Origin of the sequence: Xenorhabdus hominickii (assembly GCF_002632725.1) — a bacterium.
Classification (GTDB): Bacteria; Pseudomonadota; Gammaproteobacteria; order Enterobacterales; family Enterobacteriaceae; genus Xenorhabdus; species Xenorhabdus hominickii.
Map to the genome: position 1 here is coordinate 1 of NZ_NJAI01000010.1, position 24,057 is coordinate 24,057.

At 48.1% G+C, this 24,057-nt stretch carries 24 protein-coding genes; 12 read left to right on the forward strand and 12 right to left on the reverse strand.

Annotation, left to right across the window (positions count from 1 at the left end; genetic code table 11):
• Window positions 1–464: 464 nt before the first annotated feature.
• Window positions 465–770 carry a type II toxin-antitoxin system RelE/ParE family toxin gene (locus Xhom_RS22395; protein WP_069318309.1) on the reverse strand — a complete coding sequence of 102 codons (306 nt, stop codon included), beginning with the start codon at window positions 768–770 and terminating at the stop codon, window positions 465–467.
• Window positions 770–1,024 carry an antitoxin gene (locus tag Xhom_RS22400; RefSeq protein ID WP_069318308.1) on the reverse strand — a complete coding sequence of 85 codons (255 nt, stop codon included), beginning with the start codon at window positions 1,022–1,024 and terminating at the stop codon, window positions 770–772. Before Xhom_RS22400 ends, Xhom_RS22395 begins: the two co-directional genes overlap by 1 nt.
• Before the next feature lie 815 nt (window positions 1,025–1,839).
• On the opposite strand from Xhom_RS22400, the gene Xhom_RS22405 reads away from it, so the two are divergent.
• From Xhom_RS22405 to comJ, 10 genes are all read left to right on the forward strand, one after another.
• Entirely contained in the window at window positions 1,840–4,008 is a 2,169-nt protein-coding gene (locus Xhom_RS22405) for a type VI secretion system Vgr family protein (protein WP_069318307.1), read from the forward strand.
• Window positions 4,009–4,023: 15 nt separating this feature from the next.
• On the forward strand, window positions 4,024–5,241 hold the full coding sequence (locus Xhom_RS22410; protein WP_069318306.1) for a DUF2169 family type VI secretion system accessory protein: 1,218 nt from the start codon (window positions 4,024–4,026) through the stop codon (window positions 5,239–5,241).
• Window positions 5,234–5,590, forward strand: coding sequence for a DUF4150 domain-containing protein (locus Xhom_RS22415; RefSeq protein ID WP_069318305.1), 357 nt, complete (start codon window positions 5,234–5,236; stop codon window positions 5,588–5,590). Before Xhom_RS22410 ends, Xhom_RS22415 begins: the two co-directional genes overlap by 8 nt.
• Window positions 5,591–5,600: 10 nt before the next feature.
• Window positions 5,601–9,995: a toxin C-terminal domain-containing protein gene (locus Xhom_RS22420; RefSeq protein WP_232326201.1), complete on the forward strand. Its 4,395-nt coding sequence runs from the start codon at window positions 5,601–5,603 to the stop codon at window positions 9,993–9,995.
• Window positions 9,995–10,447, forward strand: a complete 453-nt coding sequence (locus Xhom_RS22425; RefSeq protein ID WP_069318304.1) for a hypothetical protein — start codon at window positions 9,995–9,997, stop codon at window positions 10,445–10,447. Before Xhom_RS22420 ends, Xhom_RS22425 begins: the two co-directional genes overlap by 1 nt.
• Before the next feature lie 72 nt (window positions 10,448–10,519).
• Window positions 10,520–10,663: a hypothetical protein gene (locus Xhom_RS31545; RefSeq protein WP_157104635.1), complete on the forward strand. Its 144-nt coding sequence runs from the start codon at window positions 10,520–10,522 to the stop codon at window positions 10,661–10,663.
• A gap of 28 nt (window positions 10,664–10,691) precedes the next feature.
• Window positions 10,692–11,072, forward strand: coding sequence for a type II toxin-antitoxin system RelE family toxin (locus tag Xhom_RS22430; protein ID WP_069318303.1), 381 nt, complete (start codon window positions 10,692–10,694; stop codon window positions 11,070–11,072).
• 217 nt (window positions 11,073–11,289) lie between these two features.
• Window positions 11,290–11,601, forward strand: coding sequence for a hypothetical protein (locus Xhom_RS22440; RefSeq protein WP_069318301.1), 312 nt, complete (start codon window positions 11,290–11,292; stop codon window positions 11,599–11,601).
• Between the two features lie 230 nt (window positions 11,602–11,831).
• Entirely contained in the window at window positions 11,832–12,248 is a 417-nt protein-coding gene (locus tag Xhom_RS38070) for a hypothetical protein (protein WP_069318300.1), read from the forward strand.
• Window positions 12,249–12,369: 121 nt separating this feature from the next.
• The gene (comJ, locus tag Xhom_RS22450) at window positions 12,370–12,849 is read left to right on the forward strand and encodes a competence protein ComJ (RefSeq protein ID WP_069318299.1); all 480 of its coding nucleotides are present in this window, start codon (window positions 12,370–12,372) and stop codon (window positions 12,847–12,849) included.
• Window positions 12,850–13,077: 228 nt separating this feature from the next.
• Here comJ and Xhom_RS22455 read toward each other — a convergent pair whose 3' ends face one another.
• From Xhom_RS22455 to Xhom_RS22470, 4 genes are all read right to left on the reverse strand, one after another.
• On the reverse strand, window positions 13,078–13,362 hold the full coding sequence (locus Xhom_RS22455) for an addiction module antidote protein (RefSeq protein WP_069318298.1): 285 nt from the start codon (window positions 13,360–13,362) through the stop codon (window positions 13,078–13,080).
• Window position 13,363: 1 nt separating this feature from the next.
• On the reverse strand, window positions 13,364–13,660 hold the full coding sequence (locus tag Xhom_RS22460) for a type II toxin-antitoxin system RelE/ParE family toxin (protein ID WP_069318297.1): 297 nt from the start codon (window positions 13,658–13,660) through the stop codon (window positions 13,364–13,366).
• An 84-nt stretch (window positions 13,661–13,744) separates the two neighbouring features.
• Entirely contained in the window at window positions 13,745–14,101 is a 357-nt protein-coding gene (locus tag Xhom_RS22465) for a SymE family type I addiction module toxin (protein ID WP_069318296.1), read from the reverse strand.
• Window positions 14,102–14,240: 139 nt separating this feature from the next.
• The gene (locus Xhom_RS22470; RefSeq protein ID WP_069318295.1) at window positions 14,241–14,570 is read right to left on the reverse strand and encodes a SymE family type I addiction module toxin; all 330 of its coding nucleotides are present in this window, start codon (window positions 14,568–14,570) and stop codon (window positions 14,241–14,243) included.
• Window positions 14,571–14,904: 334 nt separating this feature from the next.
• Here Xhom_RS22470 and Xhom_RS22475 point away from each other — a divergent pair, with 334 nt between their 5' ends.
• Both Xhom_RS22475 and Xhom_RS22480 read left to right on the forward strand, forming a co-directional pair.
• Window positions 14,905–15,159, forward strand: coding sequence for a type II toxin-antitoxin system Phd/YefM family antitoxin (locus tag Xhom_RS22475; RefSeq protein WP_069318294.1), 255 nt, complete (start codon window positions 14,905–14,907; stop codon window positions 15,157–15,159).
• On the forward strand, window positions 15,159–15,584 hold the full coding sequence (locus tag Xhom_RS22480; RefSeq protein WP_069318594.1) for a type II toxin-antitoxin system VapC family toxin: 426 nt from the start codon (window positions 15,159–15,161) through the stop codon (window positions 15,582–15,584). Before Xhom_RS22475 ends, Xhom_RS22480 begins: the two co-directional genes overlap by 1 nt.
• Before the next feature lie 27 nt (window positions 15,585–15,611).
• Here the strand turns inward: Xhom_RS22480 and Xhom_RS22485 are convergent, their stop codons facing one another.
• Genes Xhom_RS22485 through Xhom_RS22510 form a run of 6 tightly spaced genes read right to left on the reverse strand, consistent with a single transcriptional unit; the run spans window position 15,612 to window position 24,000 of the window.
• A complete protein-coding gene (locus Xhom_RS22485; RefSeq protein WP_099139839.1) occupies window positions 15,612–18,245 on the reverse strand; it encodes a TipJ family phage tail tip protein in 2,634 nt (877 codons plus the stop codon).
• Between the two features lie 17 nt (window positions 18,246–18,262).
• On the reverse strand, window positions 18,263–18,838 hold the full coding sequence (locus Xhom_RS22490) for a tail assembly protein (protein WP_069318292.1): 576 nt from the start codon (window positions 18,836–18,838) through the stop codon (window positions 18,263–18,265).
• A complete protein-coding gene (locus Xhom_RS22495) occupies window positions 18,835–19,581 on the reverse strand; it encodes a C40 family peptidase (RefSeq protein WP_099139840.1) in 747 nt (248 codons plus the stop codon). Before Xhom_RS22495 ends, Xhom_RS22490 begins: the two co-directional genes overlap by 4 nt.
• Window positions 19,582–19,583: 2 nt before the next feature.
• On the reverse strand, window positions 19,584–20,321 hold the full coding sequence (locus Xhom_RS22500; RefSeq protein WP_069318291.1) for a phage minor tail protein L: 738 nt from the start codon (window positions 20,319–20,321) through the stop codon (window positions 19,584–19,586).
• Between the two features lie 11 nt (window positions 20,322–20,332).
• Window positions 20,333–20,665, reverse strand: coding sequence for a phage tail protein (locus tag Xhom_RS22505; RefSeq protein ID WP_069318290.1), 333 nt, complete (start codon window positions 20,663–20,665; stop codon window positions 20,333–20,335).
• Entirely contained in the window at window positions 20,665–24,000 is a 3,336-nt protein-coding gene (locus tag Xhom_RS22510; protein WP_069318289.1) for a phage tail tape measure protein, read from the reverse strand. Before Xhom_RS22510 ends, Xhom_RS22505 begins: the two co-directional genes overlap by 1 nt.
• Between the last annotated feature and the right edge of the window lie 57 nt (window positions 24,001–24,057).

The window sequence follows — 24,057 nt, forward strand, 5'->3', positions numbered from 1 at the left end:
GATTTGTGACAATAACGGCAATAGACGTCAGCTTTGGCCATGCTTTACCCTTAAAAGGCGGGAAGCATATCACAACAACTAACTATTTAATACATGACCGCCTGAAGAGGTCTATGAGGCTTGGGTGAGAGAGAAGAAGTAGAGATAACTTGACCCGTTACCTGACCCGTTGTTATGGCGGGCTTTCAATTTTTTATTGTAAGATATTGATTTTGGCCATACAGGATTCGAACCTGTGACCTACGGCTTAGAAGAGAGTAAGCCCATCTTTTAAATCAACGAATTACCGCATTTATCAGTGCTCACACGTCCCACCTTACCGAAAGTTACCCGTAGTTACGTGCGGTTGCCTTTCGATACCTGTCCCAAATCCGTCCCACTTAATTTGATAACGGTGTCTAGCCCTGATATACGTTGACACTGATTAACGCCTGATAATGATCGTAGCTTAAAAAACAACAAAATTACAAAAGCCTATCAGCAAGGCGTGTCAATAAATCCATCTTTTCATGAAAAATTGCCACGATTAATGCCGGAGCACTTTCTCGTGGCAAACAAAACACATAATGATATTCACAACGTGCCATGCGCAATGCCGGGTAAAGTTCGCTCATGTCCTTGAAAGATCCTTTTCCGCAAGCGAGACGCTCAATACCTTGCTTAAGGGTAGTGATGTAGCGGTGCGTCTGTGCATTACCCCATTGTTTACGTGTGTAACGAATAATTGCGCGTAAATCAGCTTCTGCAGCTTCCGTCAGTATATAATCCATTAATCGCGTCCGTTCTCAGCAAGTTCTTCATTAAGGATTTCATCAATGCTTTTCCCAGATAACTTGCCTTCTGTCCCCTCATTGATCCGTGTCTTCAACAAGGCTTTTAACTCTTGCCATGCTTGATCTTCATTAGTCATGTCAGGGAACAAACGTTCAAGCGTATATTGCTTGATTGTCTTGCCTTGCAACGCTGCCAATGCTTTCAAACTCTTGTGTTGCTGATCGGTTATATCAATAGTTAAGCGACTCATAGGTCATTCCTCATTGGTTTCCCACAAACCCACATTAGCACATATGATGTCTTATGGCTATTTATTAGACACTTGATCAATACCGTCTTGTCCGACAGCTTAAGTTTTCAGGTGCCAATATAACGAGCAGGGGCGGGGAATTCCCACAAAGAGATGCCGCTATCCATGCTAAATTAACATCGTGTTAAATGTAGAAAATATTAATCAGTTTATTTTCGTTTAGATATTATTTCACTTTCTGTTTATTTGAATGACTGGTATTTATATATTTAATGTCAATCCTTTTTGATTGCTGCCTTTTAAAAAAACAGCAAATAAAAACTCATTTATCAAGGAGTTTTTTTGATCTATTTCACGAAATAGAAATGATCATGGCCTTGTCAAATATATTATTAATTTTTTTATTTTTATTTCATAATATTAAGAAAATCCTTTCTTTTACGGATAAATAACCAATAGCCTGATGCGCTAACTATATACGTTAATTGAGAATGTTATTCTAAAACGGCAATTATTTTAACTTTTTACACTGTCATTGCTGGATGCCGTTTTTTATTTCACTTGATTTGATTTGGACTTTACCCATTCGTTATTTATTATTGTTCCTATTTTATTTATCACGGTTCAACCGATATATTCGGACAACAACGTCTCTTCAAATTATCGTAAAACCGCATATTGCGTCCTTAATTAACCCATTTGCGGAGACAATCTGAGTTAAATTTAACTCTTGTGCCCGAATGTTATGGCCTGCGTTGTTATCAGGCGGGATAGCCTATTGCATAACATTCCATCATCTCAGGGAGACAGAATAGATGTCAGTGAAAAAACACGCCACAACATTGAAGAAAGGAAAATCGCTGTTAGGACAAGGACAGCAAACTGCACAGATGGCAAAGCAGGCCAAAAACCTGTTGACGGGTGCAGGCGGGAGTCCTGCTGTCGGTGCCGGTAGCCTCATCAGTGGTGGCGGCTTTGCCGGTGGTGCGGGACAAAAAGCCGGAATGACAGCTCAGGCTGCCGCGGGTAACTCATCGGCCGGCAAGCTGTTACAGCAAGCCGGTCAGGTATTGGGATTACTGGGTGGTGCTGACCCCAGCGGATTGCTATTCACCCTGACCGCAGGCGGATTGCCGGCACAGACCTTTGTCGTCACCGACTTTAGCCTGAACGAACATTTCTCGCATCCCTTTGCACTGGAAGTGGGGCTGGCAAGCGCCATTCCCGCCATTAGTTTCCCGCTGGTGCTTGACCGCACTGCAACACTGACTATTCTGCAAAACGGCATCGAACAGCGCAGCATCACCGGCATCGTCACCCGCTTTGAGCAGGGCAATACCGGCCTGCACCAGACCACCTACCGGATGAGCATCCGCCCTGACCTGTGGCGCACCACCTTACGGCAGAACTCGCGCATCTTCCAACAGCTCAACATTGCCAACATCATCACCACTATCCTCAAAGAGCACAGCATCCGCGATGTCGTGTTCAACCTGCGCCACCCGCACCCGGAGCGCGAATTCTGCGTGCAGTATCAGGAAAGTGACTTCGATTTCCTGCAACGGCTGACGGCGGAAGAAGGTATTTTCTACTTCTTCGAATGCAGTAACGGACGCAACACGCTGGTGTTTGCCGACGACTGCGGCTCTGTACCACCGGGCATCCGCCTGCCCTATCAGCCGGGTGAAGTCAGTACACTGGGTGAACCCGCGGTCAGCAGCCTGACCAGCAGCGCTCAGGTCCGCCCAGCTCAGGTACAGCTTAAGGATTACACCTTCAAGAACCCGGCATGGCCAGCGGAATTTCAGCAACAGATGCGGGATGAAAACCTGCAGCAACTGTATTACGAGCACTACGACTATCCGGGTCGCTTCAAAGATGAGGCCCATGGCAAGGATTTCACCCGCTACCGACTGGAAGCTCTGCGCAGCGACGCGGAGACCGGGCAAGGCAGCGGCAATGCCATTGCCCTGCAACCGGGCAAACTATTCATTCTTGATAACCATCCCCGGTTAGACCTGAATCAATCATGGCAGACCGTTTCCGCCAGCCACAACGGCAGCCAGCCGCAGGCACTGGAAAGCGCCAGCTCAGGCTCCGGCACAACACTGAACAGTCACTTCACCTTCATCCGCCAGAACCAGAACTGGCGTCCGGCACCGCGCCCCAAACCGGTGATTGATGGCCCACAAATCGCCAAAGTGGTCGGTCCGGCAGGAGAAGAAATTTTCTGTGACCAGTACGGGCGTGTGCGTCTGCAATTCCCGTGGGACCGTTACGGCAAGAGCGATGACCAAAGCTCTTGCTGGATACGGGTCAGCCAGCCGTGGGCGGGTCAGGGCTGGGGTATGCTGGCTATTCCACGTATCGGACAGGAAGTCGTGGTGGATTTCCTGCACGGCGACCCGGACCAGCCTATCGTCACCGGGCGTACTTACCATGCCAGCAATATCCCGCCGGGCAGCTTACCGGGCAGCAAAACTCAGATGGCATTCCGCTCCAAAACCCACAAAGGGCAAGGCTATAACGAGCTGCTGTTTGAAGATGCCAAGGGCAGTGAACGGCTGGATTTGCACGCACAAAAAGACATGAACACCAAAGTGCTCAATAACCGCGATACCCATGTGCTGGCCAACCACAGCGAAACCGTGGAGAAAAACCAGACCATCAAGGTGAATGAGCACAAAAACGAAATGGTGAAAATGACCAGCACGGAAACCATCGGCATGGTCTACGCATTGACTGTCGGCACCAGCATGAATACCACCGTCGGCGCCAGCCAGACTGAGCAGGTCGGCAGCCATAAATCCATTGCAGTTGGTAATACCCTGTCCATCAATGCCGGTGATGTGATTGAACTGAAATGCGGTGCCAGCGTCCTGCGGATGGACAGCTCAGGCAAAATCACCATACAGGGCAGTGAATTCAAATTTGAGGCCAGTGGCCCGGTACAAATCACCGGTAAAGACATCGACCTGAACTAACAAGGACAGACTGAGATGGAATTTCGTAACCTCACCCCTTTTGCGGTGATGAACTATTCAATGCTCGATGTCGACGATACCGAACATCATGTGGCGGTCATGAAAATTGGCTACCAGCTGATGCCTGCCGGACAGGGGGAATGCGTCGCTGAACTGCTACCCGCGCCGCCTTTGTGTTTACAGGATGAATATCGCGGGCAAATGAATGCCTCGCAGGTATTGCAGGAGAGTGATATTGCTCCCTTCAAGCCGCGCTGCGATGTGATTGTTAATGGCACCGCCTACGCACCGGATAACCGTCCCTGTACCGAATTTCCCGTACGGTTGCAGGTCAACACCCAACAGGGACAGCCCCTGCTCGACAAAACCCTGACCATCACCGGCGAGCGGGAATTTATCCGTGATGCCAGCGGCCACTGGCAACTGACGGAGCCAAAACCCTTTACCACTCTGCCGTTGGATTATCGCTACGCTTTCGGGGGCGAATGCAAAATTCAGGCTGACGATAAAGCAAGCAAACACCTCAAAGAGCGTGACCGCCTGACTCCGGAACAGCGCCAACAACATCCGGACGGGGAAAATGCCCCAGTGGCCCATGCGGTTTGTGAAACCAACCCGCTGGGAACGGGATTTATCACCCCGTGGTACGCCAACGCCAAACAACTCACTCGCTACCCTGCCCCGCGCATCATCCGGTCAGAGGCACCTTTTACTGCCGAGCATTTTACAGCGCAACTGGCGGGAGCGTTGCCACCCGATACGCCCGCCTGCCAGCCACAAGGCATGGGATTTATCGGTCGCCCGTGGTTGCCCCGCCGCCAATTGGCCGGTACTTACGATGCCGACTGGTTAGAGCATCGCCACCCTTACCTGCCGAAAGATTTTGACTTCGGTTACTGGAACGGCGCACCGGCTGACCAGCAGATTGACTGGCCAGACACGGATATCGCCATTACGCTAAGTGGCCTGACACCCCACAGTGACCTGCATGTCAAACTGCCCGGACATCGTCCGTTCATTTTGTTGCGCATGCAAAACGGCATTCTGTTACCTGTGCCGATGCGCCTCGATACGCTCATTGTCGACAGCGAGGCCAGAACACTGCATCTGACCTGCCGCCTGAATTTCAAAGCCGCCCTGCCCGTGCGGGTCGCCGAAGCCCGGTTTGAAATTAACCCAGATGCGCCGTTACTCAAACTAGCACCACTGGAAGAGGAGAAAACGCATGGCTGATAACTACATCGCCCGTACCGCCGGCACATGGATGATTATCGGTATGTTGCCGGACGTGTGCAAAACCCCGATAGGGCCTGCCACACCGCCCATCCCCTATCCGGTGGTCGCGAAACTGGCAGACAGTTCGGCACCGGAAAAAACCGTGCGGGCTAATGGTCAACCCGTGGTGGTGTTTGCCCGCAGTTTTGTACCCACGACACTGGGTGACCAACCGGGTGTGGCAAATGGTGTCAAAAGCGGGACTGTGGGGGGTAAATGCCATCCAAAAGCACATACCCAAACTGTCCGAGCAGGTAACAAGCTGGTACTGCGCCATGGAGATGAATTCTGGATGAATGGAGCATAAGGAAAACGCAATGACAGTCAGAATTGAAATTACAGGATATGGTGCCAAACAATTTTGTGAAAACTTTACCATCCACACGCAAGAAAGAGCCGAAATGGCTCTCAAATATGCGGAAGACCTGTTCCCTCACAGCGAAGTCGGAGGGGAAAATTCAGTATGGACCCCTGATGGATTCAAGCAGGTTGTGCAGGATGCTGTTGATAAATTCAAAAGTGGTGAATTTCCGTTGGAAGAATGGAAGTTACCTCCTCCTGAACCTAACGAATCTTTGCCAACCAAAGTCCGCGATGACAGCCCGAGCGGTACGGGTAACACGGTAGGTAAAATCGTCGGGCAGGCACCACAGGGGGCAAATCCGCCACATGAAGCGAATCCGGCCGTCACACCGGAAACTGAGCAAGAAAAAGGATTTTTTGACAAGGTGGGAGAATGGTGGGATGAGACCAAGGAAGACGTGCAAAAGTGGGGAGAGGAAGCCAAAGAAGAGTTGAATGCCGCCTGGGATAATCCGGGAGCAGCCGCTATCGGGGCAGGAAAAGCGCTCTGGAATACCGTTCCTGAAATTGGCGAATTGTTCGGGAAAGGTGCGATTATAGTCGCAACGACTCCCGCCGTTGCAGTCGAACAAGCATTAGGATATATGGGCGTCGCTCCCGTCGGAATTTCTGACCTTCAGCAAAAGGCCGTTGATATGGTCAATGCTGATGCGATTAAGATGGAAATGAAAAGTGATGCCGAGAAAGGTGGGGCCTTAATCTTCACTGGAGCTTCTTCTGCTACAGGCATTGGTGGACTCCTCAGAGGAGCGGCTAAAATAGGAGCCAAGGTGGGGCCAAAACTCAAAAAAGCACAACAAAAAGGTGCTAGTCCGAAAAAGGAAACTCAGCAACATAATGATGACGCGACCTCATCAACCAACAAAGAGGGAAGTTGTAACGGAACCTGCATAAAAAAAGGAGAACCCGTTGATGTTGCGACTGGTGATTTTCTACAAATCTGGCCGGTTATTGCTATTCCCGGATTATTGCCGATTACCCTGACTCGCACTTATCGCTCCACCGCTAATTTCAACGGCCTGTTTGGCCCTAAATGGGCGGATGACTGGTCACGTCAGTTGGAACTGGTCAATGGTAAGGTAAATTTCACCGATGCCGACGGCGTGATCTACGATTTCAGCACACCGGGTAACACGGTGCTCGCCCGTAACCAGCATATCCCCCATTACCTGCTGACCGGCGAATTGAACAATGAATTGAAGCTGATTGATCGTCAATCCCAGCTTACCTACCACTTCAATCATGCCGTTGGATCTATCCGTAAATTATCCGCGATCACCGATCGACGTCAGAACGCGATTCGGTTTATCTACGATAAACACTCACAATTGATCGAAGTCACTCGCACCGACGGTTTCCGGCTGATCCTGGGTTATCAGGATCAGCAACTCCAAACACTAGATTATCTTGAACAGAAAAAACAGCAGCGATTAGTCACTTGTCACTATGACTCACAAGACTATCTAAGCGAATGCGAAGCGTTCCAGCATAACCACCTGTGGCATGAATATGATGCACAGGGGCAGATGATCCGCTGGCACGATACCGATCAGACCGATGTTACCCTTACTTACGATGATCGTGGACGAGTACTCACAACCTCCACCACCAGTGGCTACTGGTTCGATAGTTTCCACTATGACGATAATGCTCGTATCACCACGTATATTGATGCGGAAGGCGGTGAAACCCAGTATCACTACGATAACAACTGTCTGGTGATCCGCGAAGTTGACCCGCTGGGGCGCATCACCCGCCGCCAGTGGCACCACAGCCAAATTGTCTGGGAAGCTGATGCAGAGGGTGGAATAACCTCATTCGATTACAATCCTGACGGTGCATTGACCGAAGTAAAACTACCGACTGGCGACACCTTTTATTACGGTTATGACGAACACGGGCAACTGATTGAAAGTGTCCTGCCAACGGGCGATCGCTGGCAATTTCACTATGATGAGCAGGGCAACCTGACCGCACTGACTAATCCGTTGGGGCACAAAGAAGAATACCAATACGGTCTCCACGGTGAATTACGCCAACGCCTGCTGCCAGATGGTCGCCAATGGCATTACGCCTACGACGAGCAGCAACGGCTGGCTGCAGTGATGACACCGGACGGTCAGACCACTGGGCTGCAACTGGATGAACTGGGTCGTTTGCGCCAACTCACCGATGCCCTCAAACAACGAACCTACTATCGCTATAGCGATGACCATGCCAGCCTTAACGGCAGCCTGACCGATGTTGAACTACCGGATGGCACTACGCAGCAACTGGCCTATGACAGTGAACGGCGTGTGGTGGCAGTAACTGACGGCGAAGGCCGTACCACACGCTACACTTACGGCGCATTTGACTTGCTAACCCAAGTCACACGACCCGACGGTACTATTTTGTGCTTTGGTTATGACCGTCTGACCCGATTGAATTCGGTTACCGCCTCCACGGGTGAAACCTATCGCTATGAGCGGGATGCCGCCGGGCAAATTATCCGAGAAACTGATTTTACCGGGCGTACCATTACTTATCAGTACGATAAGCTGGGCCGCCGTATTCAGTCACAATATCCGGATGGTCAACAATTACGTTGGCACTACTCTGCTGCCGGTTCACTGATAAAACAGGAAAACTGGCAACCGGAAGAGGGCAAGTTAGAGCTTAAAGCCACCACCTCTTACGAATACAATAAACGGTATCAATTGGTGAAAGCCACTAACGCCGATGCTACCGTCGAGTATGAGTATGATAAAACCACCGGTTTGCCAATCTGCGAGCGCACCAACGGAAGGGAAATTACCCGTGAGTGGGATAGCCTGACCGGGCATCCGGTCAGCGAAAGCGTAGATGGCAATACCCTGCACTTCGGCTATAACCTGTCGGGAAGTCTGAATCACTTTCAGCTTAACCAGCATGCACCACTGACCTTCCAACATGATGCACTGGGGCGGGAAACGGTGCGCGAAAGTGCCAACGGTTTTATCCTTGCCAGCCGCTACACAGCTACCGGTCTGCTGGCACATCAATCGGCGGGACAAGCCACGCAATTTTTCAGGGAAACACTGGCTCAAAACGACCCGCACTTCCCGCCACAAGCCACCGCCGTCAACCGGAACTGGCAATATGACCGTGCCCATAATGTGCGGGTAATTGACGACAGTCGCTGGGGGCAAACCCGCTACCGTTACAATACCAACGACCAGATACTGCATACGCTGTTCGAGGGCGCACGTCCGCATGAAGAGCAGTTCAGTTATGACACCAACGGCAACCTGAGCCAACATCTCCCGACCGATGCGCAGGGAGCGGTGGCACAAATCAACCAACGTCAGCAAGCCGGGCGCGTCGTGCAGCACGGAAATAATCGTTATCGCTATGATGACAATGGGCGTTTGATCGAAAAAACCGAACACCATGATGGCTTCCGCCCGCAAATCTGGCGCTATCGCTGGGATACCCAAAACCAGCTCACCCACTGTGAAACCCCGGATGGCTCGCGTTGGCAGTATAAATATGATCCTTTTGGCAGACGTCTCCAAAAACTCAAAATTCACGATGGAAAACTGGCCGCAACTAATTTACAGTTGTGGTTGGCTGGTAGACCAGATGTAGAGCCGAGAAGCGATGCAATTATGGGGCAGGATTACCTGTGGAGCGGCGATCAACTTATCGAGGAAACGCCAATTTACGCTGACGGCACGCCGGCGGAAGGTCAACGTATCCGTTGGTTATATGAACCCTACTCATTAACGCCGTCAGCCCGTTTTGAGAAATACAAGCTACACTATATCGTGAGCGACCATCAGGGCACACCGCGCGAGATGCTAGACGAACAAGGAGTACTAGTCTGGGCACAGCGGCTAAAAACGTGGGGACAGGCAGATAGTTTTCAGGTGGTTAGCTCCGGTCATGCCGATTATCATGTTAACTGCAATTTCCGATTCTTAGGGCAATTTGAGGACGACGAAAGCGGGCTTTACTACAATCGCTATCGGTATTACTTACCGGAAACCGCGCAGTACATATCGCCTGACCCCATTGGGTTATTGGGTGGGCTGAATCCGTATGGGTATGTCGATAATCCGGTTAATTTTGTTGATCCATTTGGATTAGCAAAATGTAACTTTGCCGAAATGGCTAAAAAGCTCGGATATACAAAAATTAACGAGCGTTCTCATGGACAACCTATTTATATGAATAAGAAAGCATCGAACAAAATGAAATATATTACTCCTGATGTTGATCAACATAATGGAGGTGTATGGAAGGCTGCTGATAGTGTGAAAAATTTAGGTAGCAAGAAAACAAGATCGGGAACATATGATGCTGATCTGAATAGGATAGGTGACTAATGAAATATTCATATAGAATAACAAAATATACTAATATCAATGAAAATGGCGATATTTATTCTGATCCTGATGAATGGACTAGCTTTTTTGATATTGGTCAAAAAGTAAAAAAAGATGAATACGAACGGATTGAAAATCAATATATAGATTATATTATTAATTTATGTAACTGTTTAGGTATCAAGTCTCTTAAAATCCAAGCACTAGAAGTAAGTGTTGATGAAATTTCATATATTGAAGGTGAGTCTATAGATATCAATCAATTAAAAAACGGAATTAAATCAATTTTGAGAGAAGATATGTGGTGTAAACTCATATCAGATACATGCGAATTTCATTTTGGATATGATTTTTATATGTATTTTGTATCAAAAATAGATCCAAAAGAATGTATAGATAAAATAAATACTTTACTTACAGTACAAAAATATAGATCACCATATTTAGATTAATAATATCTAACATAATGAATTAGCCGGAAAGATCACTGTGATCTTCCGGCTTTGTTCTTTTAAGAGTCTATCATGGTGACCAAAATCATTGAACTACATCAATTTGAGCTGGCTAAAAACCTCAAAATCCCGGAAGATCTTAGCCAGCTATTCCATGATTTGAACAGCCCAGTATGGGTACTCAATATAAATTTTCTGGTAAAATTGAACAATTAGTAACAGATGGCGCTCTTAAGAGGTTGTCATGAGCTTAAAAATGAAAAATTTGAAGAAAAAAGAGATGATTTATGATGGGTTCGAAGACGAATTTTATAAACTAAATCATACCATTAAGTCCTCATGCTGTGATGAAAAAATAACTATCAGCGTTTCAAGTCTAAAGAACTTAAATAAATTAGATGAACATTTGCGAGTAGCAATAAAAGATAGAATTAAAGGTATCAAAGAGTTTCCGTTATCAACAATCATGACTCACAACTATGATGATTTATCAGTCATGTATGACATATATGACTGCAAGATGAAAAACGTAAAATTATTAGCCATTCTTGCAGTTGGCGAACGGCAACCAGCAAGATATCAGGTAATTTTATTAGGCATTTTTAAATATTCTGAAATGAATTGAAATTAACACTATAAAACTGGGAAGATTCCATGATATTCCAAGTTGTTCAAATCCATGTACCAGACCACGTAGCAAATTCTGCCTATTCACGTGAAAACCTGTATAATGCAGGTAATGCTCGATATATTGAAGAGTCTGTTCTGAATAAAACCAAAATCAAACCCAAATGGAATAAATTTATATCTCTCTCATCATGTAAAAATTTGAAAATACTTTTATGGAAAGATTAATCATTAATGTCCAAATTAATTGGATTTCTGAAAACCAAGGTGGTAAAAATAATTTACCAATCAATACATTATATTATGTCATTACTGAGCCAATAAAAAGTAAGATTGGTGAAACAACATATTGGAGCTTAGTATTAGACATAAAAAGCAACTCTTATGATGAAGAAAGAAATGAGAGAATAGGTTTAGGAAAAGCTTATTTTCTAGCTGATAATGCTCCTGATTTTTTACTTACTCAAGGATTTAATTTAAATGTATATGAAGGCCCTAAATTTGTTGCCGTAGTTGAAGTTCTTTGAACTTGTTAATAAATAGTAACTGGCTAATTTTTATTTAAACTCAAACTGCACTGGTACTTTTTTTGATAATTGAAGAAAGAGTAACATCTCTAATAGAAGTGGATCTAATAATATTTAGATTGACTCTGGTATGCTTGGGGAGTAAATCTAAAAAGATTAAGTGCAATACCAGTTAGCGCCAGTGATAATATGGGTAACTATAATAGTTTAGATCTGAAAAGGTATGAAAAATGATATGCGTCAATGAAAGAAAAATAAAAATAATAATAAATGGTGAAATGGAAGAAGCTAAATTGCATTTGATTGATTCTCCTGATAGGCATTGTTGCTTAAGAATATTTCATAATAACAATCAGTTGGCAGAATCAAACGGCATTGATTATTTTTCATGCTTTATAGATTTAAGAAACCAATTAAAAGATATCGTTTTTCTTTGCAAAGGAGCAAAAATAAATGTATTCCCATCGGCAATGCAGAGGGATATGGGTTTAGGTATAACAGCTTATGAAACTAAATTAGGTCAGTATGGCTTACCTGAAAATCAGGTTCATATATTTGATTTTGAGGATAAAGATGTTGATGTCACCCCAGAAGAGCAAGCAAAATTTCATTATCAATGGTTTGAATCATTAGGGAAAAGTAACTGATTTATTAGCTTAGATTAAGCCAGAAAAATCCCGTAATTTTCCGGCTTTGTTCATTCTTACCTTGATGAATACTCAATGATTGATAACATGGTTTATATTATAATTAAAAATAGGTAACAGAATGAAAAGTAATGAACAAGTAGTAGATTTATTGATATCACATAGCCAAATTCAGGTTCGCTCAAGACCATTTGATGAAATACTATGTCAATGGGGAAATGAGAATATCAAACAAGGAGCTATTCTTCACAAAGATTATGTTGTATTCGATCCTTTACCAGATGACGCTTTTGGCGCGAATATACACTTAACTTTTGAAGTAAATTTTAATATGGACCCTCTAGTTCAGCGGTGTATGGTTGTTCCTTTTTATGTCACAGATAAAAATAAACTGGAGATAGCGTCAGCGACTGAAAAATTTAAGATTGATTTAGACCTTAAAGAAACGCTTTATAGCTTATACTATGAAATATGTGAAGGTGATGAAGTTTTTTATAAATTAACTTTTGTCCCATCTGAAATTAAGGTTGATGCTAAATATATGTTAGATGACCCGTGGGGAGGAGAAAAAAACAAACCTCTTCAAGAAGGAAAAGTCTAAGTAATATCACGTTAATTTTAAAATTGATAAGCTTATTTAGCATAGGTTACAAGTCGTGTTAAAAGTAGTTTCTGTTTTTTTACTTTATCACGACTTGGTTTATTATTAGACAATTGATTACTCTAAACAATCTTAAACATAACACTCCGTATTTATATATTTAATTTTAACAAATTATATAATGTTACATGGATAATTCACAGTTTTTAGTGTGAAAAAGAGAATTGATTAAGTCCCAGTGAAATGCAGTTTCAAACCCAATGCTTTTGATATTTTATATACGGTATTAAACGACGGGTTGCCTTCACCGGATAACGCCTTATATATCCCCTCTCGGCTTATTCCTGATTCTTTAGAAAGTTGGCTGATATTTTTTATTCTGGCAATGTTGCCTAACGCTTTAAATAAATATTTTGTGTCGTTCTCTTCGATAGCGGCATTTAAGTATGCCTGAATATCTTCTTCGGTTTCTAAAAACTCCACAACATCGAATTTTTTTGGTTCTGTTTTCATTTTAAAATCCCCATTCTTTCGCAAGTTGTTTGGCTTTCTTTATATCTGCCTGCTGGCTGCTTTTATCTCCACCACAGAGCAATAATATGATTTTATTATTTTTATTAGCAAAGTAGACACGATAGCCTTGCCCGTAATGTATTCTGAGTTCCGAAACTCCACCTCCCACAGGTTCAACATCACCAAAATTGCCCTCTTCCATTCTTTCAACTCTGATTAAGATCTTGGCTTTGGCTATCCTGTCTTTTAAGGATTTTAACCATTTTTCAAAATCTTGAGTCCTTTCAATGGTTATCATGCTCACCTCTAAAGCGAATATCATTATTGTATATAAACAATACGATGTGTCAACCATAGTTAACACATCAATACAATCAGCAAATTAAAATGTCTTACACGATTCAGGCAGGTCAGACTCTGTCATCAACATAATTTTGCCGTAACCGAAAGCAACTTGAACAGGTTTATCCAACAAACCGGTTTCCGTTAACCAATCGCCCGCCAGATACAGTTCGCCATTATCACGTACCCAATCGATGCCCTGCTTCGGATCATTTTCCACAGCGCGGAACAGGGCTGCTGGATCATCGTCAGGCTTCGCCAATGTCAACATCAGCCCGTTGTGATATTGTTGGATATGAAACAGGCTATTGGGCGTAAATCCCATCTGCTGCATATCATCACCACGTAATACACATTCCGGTTTTTCAGCGTTTTCAGTAGAAAATCTAAGCTCCATAGATTCCTTCTTTGTTGATTCATAAAATAAAATGCGAGCGGCTTCGCAAAAGAAAAATTTTGCCATTTAAGTGCAAAGCACAGCTTACGCAATCGCGTTCAATATTATGTTTTAATTGATAAAACATAGCATTATGCGTTTATTTCGGCAGCTTTTTATTTAATTTTCCGGGAAATTGCCGCAGCCACTGTGCCACGGCGATATCATCCCATTCACCTTCATTCAGGCTTTTTAAGCAGTGCCACAATTCATGAAAATTTTGGGCTGTGATGATCAGGCAACCGGGCATCACTCTGATTTTTAACGGATCATTGATGGAAAACCCGGCTTCCAGTAGCCATTTTCCACTTAAATTGATGGCAGGAGTCGTGCGGTTCACCCCATTGGGGCGATAAACCACTTTCTGATAACGTTCCGGTTGGGAAATTTTGTAAATGCGAGTGCCTGCAGTAGAATGCGTGTCAGCCATAATAACTAATCCTGTAGTTATTGTGGTTAGCGGTTTTAGCGTGTTTCCAGCACGTTAAAGCCGCGTTTAAATTTTCACCGCCACTCTATCCCCCGCCCAAATAACATGCCACTGACAAAAATGACCTTTGCAAAGCGGCTCGCAAAATAACGACAGCGAATGTATTCCATTTCTATTGACTATCGCTGCCTTATACCGGACACCAAAGAGTGGTAAAACTAACAGCCGTATTACCCGCCGCCATTTGGGAAAATGGCAAAGTGAACAAACTTTGCACTATTATTCATAATGTAGTAATGTACCTATATAGCTAATTTAAGCAGGAGGTACAACCATGACTATCACCACTCTCTCCAGCCGGGAGCTGAACCAGGATGTGACCCGCGCGAAGAAAGCAACCAAAAACGGCCCGGTATTCATCACTGATCGTGGCAAGCCTGCACATGTGCTGTTGAGCATTGAGGAGTACCGGCTGCTGACAAAGCAGCATCGCAACATTGCCGATTCGCTGGCGATGCCGGGCGTTGCAGACATTGAGTTTGAACCCCAGTCCGTGACTATCGACACTCGTCCGGCTGATTTCTCATGATGTATGTACTCGATACCAATGTCGTGTCCGAGCTACGAAAAATTCGCGCTGGGAAGGCTGATCCTAACGTGGCGGCATGGGCTGAAAATGTTGATGCCGCTGCTCTCTTTGTGTCCGCCATCACCATCATGGAATTAGAACTTGGCATTTTATTGATTGAGCGTAAGGACGCCACACAGGGGGCTATACTGCGGGCGTGGCTGGAGCAACATGTCTTACCGGAGTTCTCTGAACGAACATTGCCTGTTGATACAGCCGTAGCACAACGCTGCGCTCGGTTGCACGTACCAGACAGATGCAGCGAGCGTGATGCGCTGATTGCGGCGACAGCGCTCGTGCATGGTATGACGGTAGTCACGCGTAACGTAGCCGATTTTCAGTCCTCAGGGGTGACGATCCTCAACCCGTGGGAATCGAATCTATAATGATGGCCGGAAACTCTTGTTAGCGGATTATCGTGTGCGTTGCTGAAGATCTTTCAGCATGTCATGCAGTTTCTCAATGGCCTGCGCATTTTCCGCAGCGGATTGCTTGTAACGCGCATCGTCTCTGGCCTGTTCAGCAAGTTGTTCCTGCAAGCGCCGCCCGGTTTCGGCATCCAGAAAATGATCCCGACTGGCTTCCACTATCCAGCCGGTATCATTGGATGCGTGGCCACTGACCAGCGACGTCCACGCTGAAGCATGACCTGATTTGTCCACCAGCCGTGCCCGAAAGTAGAGTTTCTCCTTCGCGGCCAATCCCTGCAACGTGTGGGTGCGTTGTGGATAGGCAATATCAGCGAACTTCAGCGTGCCATCATCTTCTCCGCTTTTGTTGTAGCCAATTTCCGTTTTCAGCAGAATATTCGTCGGATTAGCAAAATCCCAGTCCAGTCGGATGCCAAAAAGTAGCGGCGTGGTTTGGAAGGACTGCGGTTCTGATGGCGGCCTTGTGTATCTTTCCAGCAGGGTATCCCGTGTGATCGTCCAAATACTGGAGATTGCCGCGGCATTCATCGCCCTGACTCGCGCCTGATAGCGTCCTTCATCGACGTTCGGTACCTCAAGACGCCGGGCGGTTGTCTGGGGTGCCGTTATCCAGTTGCCATTGTCTTTACGCCATTCAACGTCATAGGCCACGGCACTGCTGGCGGCATCCCATGTGATCTGCAACGTGGTGGTGATAATGCCCTGATTGATTGCCGTATCACTGTCGATACGGACATGCTTCGGTGCCGGCTGAACACTGGGTGGGAGGGTGGCCACGGGGCGTTCATCAATACGAATATCCGTGTCAATAAGGGCATATTTGTCAGGATTGTGTTCAACTGCCGTGATGTCAAACAAGATACCGTCTTCCCCTGCTTTGATACCCATCACCCGGAAAGGGTGTTCCACGCTATAGCTGGATTCAATGGACCAGACGGCCCCCGCCTCCGGGAGATCTGAATAAGCATAGCCACCGCTACTCACGGAAACGTCCTGTCCGTTGATCGCGGTAATGAGATCCTTTCCTGTTTTACCGGAAGGCAGGTTGACGACCAACCAGTCCCCCGATTTTGCTGATGGCACCCGATCCAACGTGAGCATATATCGCCTCGGCACAGCCTGAATACGCCCACTTCTGCCGGCTCCTGACAGCAGATTATCCGATATGCCGATAAGGTAACCCGGCAGAGGAATACGCCCCTCCAGTCCAACAGTGAAGGTGACGGTCCGGTCGTGTTCATTGGTATACAGTACCCATTTTCCACGCCGGATAGCTTCACTCTGGCGGGTACAACCAATAGCGGTAATATCGGCCTGCCGGATACCATAGCGACGTATCAGGCGATGCTCAAACACCGGTTCGATCGCATCCTGATAGCCGTTCTGCGGATCAGACCAACTCACCATCGCCGTAGAATAATGGGTTTTCTCACTGGCACTGGCATAGGTGAATTTACCGTCACGTACATTGGCCCCCGTAAAGAGATAATCCCTGTCACGGGGCATATCCGCCAGCACGTTCATGTTGTTATTGGCCCAGAACGTCATCCCCCGGAAAATCCCCGCAATATCACGCAACACCGCCCAGGCATCTTCCTGTGACTGAATATACACATTGCAGGTAAAACGGGGCTCTTCGCCCCCTTCACCATCCGACACCATCTGATCACAATATTGCGCGATGGTGTACAGATCCCATTTTGCCAGAGTCAGGTTTTCCGTTTTCACCCGGGTACCGATGCTGAACCGGTCATTGATCATCAGGTCATACAGCACCCAAGCCGGATTGTCGCTCCATGCCCATTTGAAGGTGCCTGACCACACCCCCGAATAGGTGCGACTGTCCGGATCATAATTATCGGGCACTCGGATAATGCGCATCTTCGGTTCACAGGTGATTTGCGGGATATTGCGGAACTGTTTGGCATCAAACTGAACAAATAACAGGGCTGTTTCCGGGTAGCTTAATTTGGCATCGATCACCTCAGTAATGGCTTCCACTACCATGGCATCCGCGATCCGGTTGCTGTTTTCTTTTGGCGTCAACCGCCGAAGGCGCACCTGCCAACCCGAATGGGCGGTGGGTAAATCCAGACGATGGGAGCGTTCATATTGGGTGGTGGTTTTGCCATCAACAGCGGTTTTCAGGATTTCCTTGAAAGCGCCGCCATCAGTGGCAAGGTCAATGGCATAGTCAATGCGATAACCCACCGTGTCTCCGTTCTCTTTTTGCTGCTGCAACTGGGGCCACGATAACCGCAGGCGAACCGCTGACAGTTGGGTATTGGTGACCGTCGTGACCCACGAGCTGACCAGTTCAGCACTCACCGTTCGGGCATTTTCAATCGCCGGCATACCGGGGATATACGCCTGATGGGGCGTACCGGGACGAAATTCCCATTTGACGCCTTCAAAATTAGGCGAGCCATCGGCACCGATAAGCGGCGTGTTATCCAGAAAGATACGCCGACCATCCAGCTCGCCGGCAAATTCACCTTCACCGAGGGCAAGGAGGATCTTGGTATAGGCAGTCGATTGCAGCGAGTCCGGCGCTTCCACCGGCGTGCGCGGCTGCTGTCTGCCGCCTTTATTACCCAAAATGGGTTGCTTTTCCATACTTCATCCTCAGCGCGTTATTGTTGGTCTTCCGCATAGATACCCGCTGAAATGATAGCGCCACCAATGCGGCGTCTGCCGTAACCAATGGGCACAGGATTGCCCTGCGCAACGGTGTTCACCGGTCCCCCGAACGCATAGGAGGGCTTGTTATCGGGATCTTCGCACCGGGCCAGACCGCCCGGCATCGGTGAGAGCATCTGTGCCACGCCACCCAACATCATGCCCACCCCGGACATGACCATCGGCGCACCAAACGGGGTTGCCCACAAGAACGCGCCGGCCACCACCATGACCGCGCCCAGAATAGTCTGAAAGACACCGGCATTTTTGCTGCCGATAATCATTGGCGCAATGCGGATATCGTCCTGCCCGGAAAACACCAGCTCTTCCCGGCTGATATTGCGTTTTCCGTTAAACACGGCAAAGGTCAGCCCCTGCTCTTTGGCAGTCAGCAGGAAGCGTTCAAACCCTTTCATCCGCACGGATAATGCCCGGATTGCTTCCTGCGGGGTAGAGACAGCCAGTGTATGCACTCGGCCGAACTGAGTCCCCAGTACACCGTAAAGCCGCACGGTGCGTAATGTGTTCATGATGTCATTCTCCTAAACAAAAAATCCGCCGAAGCGGATGCATGACGCAAGGTGATGGTGGTGCGTTCCTGCCAATAGCCATGATAGGGCTCTCGCTTACTGAGCTGCCCGTACAGGTGGTGCAACATCAGGCCATCACCCAGATAAACACCGGCGTGGTTGGGTTCATTCGCCTGTACCTGCATAATGATCACATCCCCTGCCTGCAATTCACCGCGACAGGCGACAAATCCAGCGGCGGCATACTGTTTCATATACAGATTTTCGCCCCGAGTCCACCAGCCATCAGTACGGTCAAAATCAGGGAGTTCAAGTGTGCGTTCCAGTTTGTACCAATCACGCACGATGGCATAACAATCCCAAATACCGTGCACGAACGGACGCCCTATCAATGGCTTAATGCCGGCCAGAGGCATCAGGGTACGGATATCCCCTTCCGGCCACGAAACAATCACCCATGGCGTTTGTGACAGATCACACTGGGCGATATCCAACGGGCTCGGCTGTGTCGTCGCATCGGGGTGACTGTGAACAATGGCAATAATCTCGCCCTGATCTTCGGCAGCCGCGTAATCCGCCGGGTGAATACAGAACTGTTCAGTGGGTGACGATGCGGTATTGCGACAAGGAAGATAATGCTGTCGGCGGTGCTGTTGAATAATTACCCCGCAGCACTCATCCGGGTAGGCCGTTTGGGCATGTGCCATCATGGCACGGGTGGTCGATTTTCTCAGTATCGTCATGCTTATCGCCTCAGCAATGCCGAGCCGGGAAATCCCCCAAAGGGCAATTGCGCTGTGTCACCAAAACGTTTTTTACAGTCGCGCATTAACCCTCCACAGGCATCCAAGGCCGGATCATTGGTCGGTTTGCCTCTTTCCGTAAAATAACGGGTGCCGGTATAGCCACACGGTGACTGGCGATACAGTCCACGGATGCACCATGTACACAGGCTGTGAATTTGCCGGGTCGGAATTTTAATCCCCTGCAAATCGGCGGGAGAAGAGAGCGAAAACTGGATGCTTTCGTTATCTTCCTGAGTTTTGCTGTCAATGTAGAAAACATCGATTTTTTCCTGCGTCGGATCGGCTTGCGGGTTGCCATCGGGAAAATTACGCGCATCCAGATAATGGGCAAAGGTCATGCGGATCGTGACACGCGCCTGCACCATGTTTTGATACGCCAGACACAACGCACTCAGTGTGCCGTCCAGATTGGTCACATTGAGAGTAGGCGTTACCGCCCTTCCATCACTGGTCACTTCCAGCCCTTCAATGCTGACGGGCCACGGTTTGTATTCTACACCCTGCCACCAGAGCGATTTCACCGGTAAGTTCCCGCTATTTTCCAGCTCAGCCTCGGTATACGGGATAGGATGATTGTGAAAGTACAAGACAGGCCCGCCAAATACCGAGCCATCGACAGCCAATAAGACAATTTTACTTCCCGGCTCAAGCCGCTGAAGTGTTGCATTCATGGTCATGATGAGATCTCTTACGGATGATAGATACGGGTGAAGGTCACGGAGAGCGTGAAATAAACGCCATGGGCCTGAACAGTGAATTTTCCTGCCTGATACAATCCCGGTTCAGAGAGCGGATTACGCCATTTAAATGCGCGCCAGCCCTGATGCTCACGTAGAAAAGCGATAATCGGCTGGATATCAGACAGCGTCCCGACAAAAGACACCGGCCAATTTTCGCGCTGCGCGTTGATCCCACTGCCGGAGGTCTGCTTATAACCATCACCGAACTGGACAGTACGTACCATCGGCTCAAACTCGCCACTCGCGCCTACCCTGACAGGAAAATCAAAGGTTTTTATCATTATCGGCCTCCTTTAATCGCCGCACTGAGTTCACCACCCTGACTCAGACTTTTATGCAGTAAAAATTTGAAGCGCTGATCGACAAATTTCGCGATGTCCTGCCCCGCAGACTCGGCACCCCGGGATGTTTTCGTGTCATGCGTCCCCTCGGCATGGATCACAATATGAACGGAATTAAAGGTCTGGTGGCCCGTACTGCCAGTGGCCTGAACCCCCAGCTTGCCGTCAGCACCGCGTTTTAAGGGTAAGATCGCTTCCGGGCCAGCTTCCCCCATCACCCCGCCCCCTTTGGCAAACGCAAAAAGCGTCGGTTGACTGACCATCTGCCCGCTGTACTGACTTAAATCCGTCGATTGATAAACGCCGCCTTTCGCATTCATGATGGGACTCTTCCAGACATCCGGCGTTATTGTGGTGCCAGAGCCCACCGAAGACAGGCTACCTCCCGCCGAAGACAATGCGCTGGCACCCATGCTACCCATCCCACCCCCAAAGAAACCGGAGAGGGCTTTGGTGATCAATGCCTGCACTGCAATACGGATCAAATCCTGAATAATGGATTGCGCCAGTGAGGCCGACAGCTCCCGCATGGATGCTGAAAAGGATTTTGTGCCCGTCAACATGCCGGTTAACGCACTCCCTGTACGTTGCTCGACCACATCCAGCAGATCCATCTGCATTTTCTGGAAATCACCCTGCGAGGCATATAAATCCTTAGCAGCAGCCAATTGCACGCCGTTGGAACGATGAGCCGCGGCGGTCATTAACTGTTCATGACGTTCCTTGCTGATAAGTCCGTTCCGGTAGTAAGTGTCGTAAAGCGCAGTTTGTTCTGTGAGCTGATTTTGCAATTGCACAACGGGATCGACCTCCCCCTCCCTATCCAGATGCGGGGCGGCAATTTGCTTTGCCTGTTCCGCTAATTTGTCTTTCACCGACGTTTGATACAGCGTTTTACTGGCGGACAGGTATTCCTGTTCGGTTAATAACCGTTCGTTATACAGCGCTTTCAGTTCTTCGCTGGCGTCTTTTTCCTGCCGGATCAATGCGGCTACCGGGGAATATTTTTCTGCCAGTTCGAGGCGTTGTTTTTGGTGATTTTCGGCATTGAGGAGGTTTAAGCGTTGCAGCTCACTGTCCGAAGCGATACCCGATTTGCCAACTTCATGGATTTTACCCCGCATTTCTTTCTCGCTGAATCGGATGCGATCCAGGCTGGTGGCATGGGTCTGCTCAATGTCCTTGCGTAACTGCTGATAAAGGTGAAGTGATTGTCTGCCTTGTTTCTCTGCTTTGATGAGATCCTGACCTGTCCACGGATTACCCGTGCCGTTCTCTTCGGGTTTTGGCGGCTCAGGCAATGGCTGGTCAAAAATCCCCGCGACCGAGGTTGTCTGTAGGTTTTTCTTTCTGGCGGTTTTCTTTTCTATCCCTTTGAGGATATCTTCTCGCCGACTGAGTAAGACCCGGCCTTGCTTTTCAACTGCTTTCGGATCTTCATAAAAAAAACTTAAGACCCCTTTTTGACGATTTTCTAAGTGCTTGATTCGGGTTTGAGAATACCGTTCCAGTTGGCTATCAATCTGCCTGAGTTCTGCTTTCAGATTGTTAAGATCATCGTCAGTCTTATCCAGCTCGACCGCCACCTTAATTTTGGAAAGCCGTTGCAGTTCAGCCACCGTTTCAACGGTTTCCTCCTTTAAGTGCCGCAACCCCTCTTTGGCTTGGACGCTAGAGTTATATAACCCGTACAGAGCAGAACCTGCCAACATTGCGGCACCAAATGGTCCCCCCATCAGGGAAAGTGCGCCACGGGCAGCGCCCCCCGCGACAGATAATGCCCGATAGGCATAAGACAGCCGGCGGTTAGCCGCTTCAAGTTGTCCGGTGGCCTGTGTTTGTAGTTTGAGGGCTTCCGTTTCCTGTCGGATCAGGGTGCTTTTTTCTTTCGCATAATTGACGGAGAGTCTATGCAAACGGTTGGTTCTTTCCAGATACTGAATGTGCCTGCCCTGCGCTTCCGTTGAACGTAGCGTGGCATTGGCCTGTTCAAGAGTACGTTTTGCCGTTTCTGCCTGCTGTTTGGCCATATCACGAGCCGCTTTTTCGGTGGCCCGCCATGCCGTCATATTTTCACGTAATCCCGCGGTCAGCTTTGTTGCTATCACGGGGATTAGCGTATGCAATGCCACGCTGGCCACCAGATTAACATTCTCGGACAGCGCATTAATCGCATGGGTTGCCCCCTGTACTCCGGTACGCAATGGGCCATCGGTACTCTGCCCGATTTTCAACGCCATGCCTTCAAAAGCACTCGTCAGCACCTCCAGATCAGCACTCAGGTTATTCGCACGCGCACTGGCCTGTTCATAGGCGACCTGTGTTCCGGTCAGGGCTTGGGTCAATACTTCCAGTTTTTCCCGCCCGGTGACCAAGTTCGACGCGGCACTGACATTGGCCCGTCCGAATAACTTTACCGCTTGCGCTGTAGAGAGGTTCTTGCCCGTTAAAGATTCCAGTGCCGACGACAAACCCACCACGGAAGGTTTCAGTTTCTTGTCGGTGGAACGCTCCAGCGCCAGTATCACGTTACGAATCGCCGTGCCTGCCTCGCCGCCTTTGATACCCCGCTCTGCCAGTATCTGAATAGCCGCCCCCAGTTCTTCAATACTGATCCCAGCCTGAGCGGCTAGGGTGCCACCCTGTTTAATGGCCTGCGCGGTTTCGTTGATTTCAGAAGAGCCATATTTCGCCCCGGCTGCCAGTACGTTAATAAAACGGTCAGCCTGGGCGGCACTGGCACCAAACTGATTCAGCGATAACGCCAGTGCTCGAGTCGCATCCGGGAGATCAATCCCGGACGCCTGTGCCAGTATCACCGCTTTCTCAGTGGCTAGCGTCAGCGCCCCGGTGCTTTTCAGCAGTTCTGGCTTGGCAGAAGCCATCAGTTTAAACGCCTCAGCAATGCGGGTAGCACCGAATTCCGTGGTACGCCCGATCCGTTGGGCGTTTTCATCCAGTTTCTTTAACTGTTCACCCGTTGTACCGGTAATGGCAGACAAGTCAGACAATGTCTGCCCGTATTGACGAGTATGGGAAATCATCGTGTTCAGTGAAAAGCCCGTACCCGCCAGTAACGCCAGTTGCCCGGACACCGATTTGATGTGCGATGCCAGTGAACGGTAGGTCTTTTTCAGTTTGTGAGCATCCGAACCCGCCTGATCCGTAAAGCGTTCAGACTCCCGCCCGGCATAACGATAGGCATCCCTCATCTGGGATTTGAACGAAGTCGCATTGACCAGCAAGCCCACCGTCAATGTCGATAAATTAGCCATAACTTAACCCAATAATTTCATGACAGCCTCACACTGTGCCCGGACCACAGCGGGCGA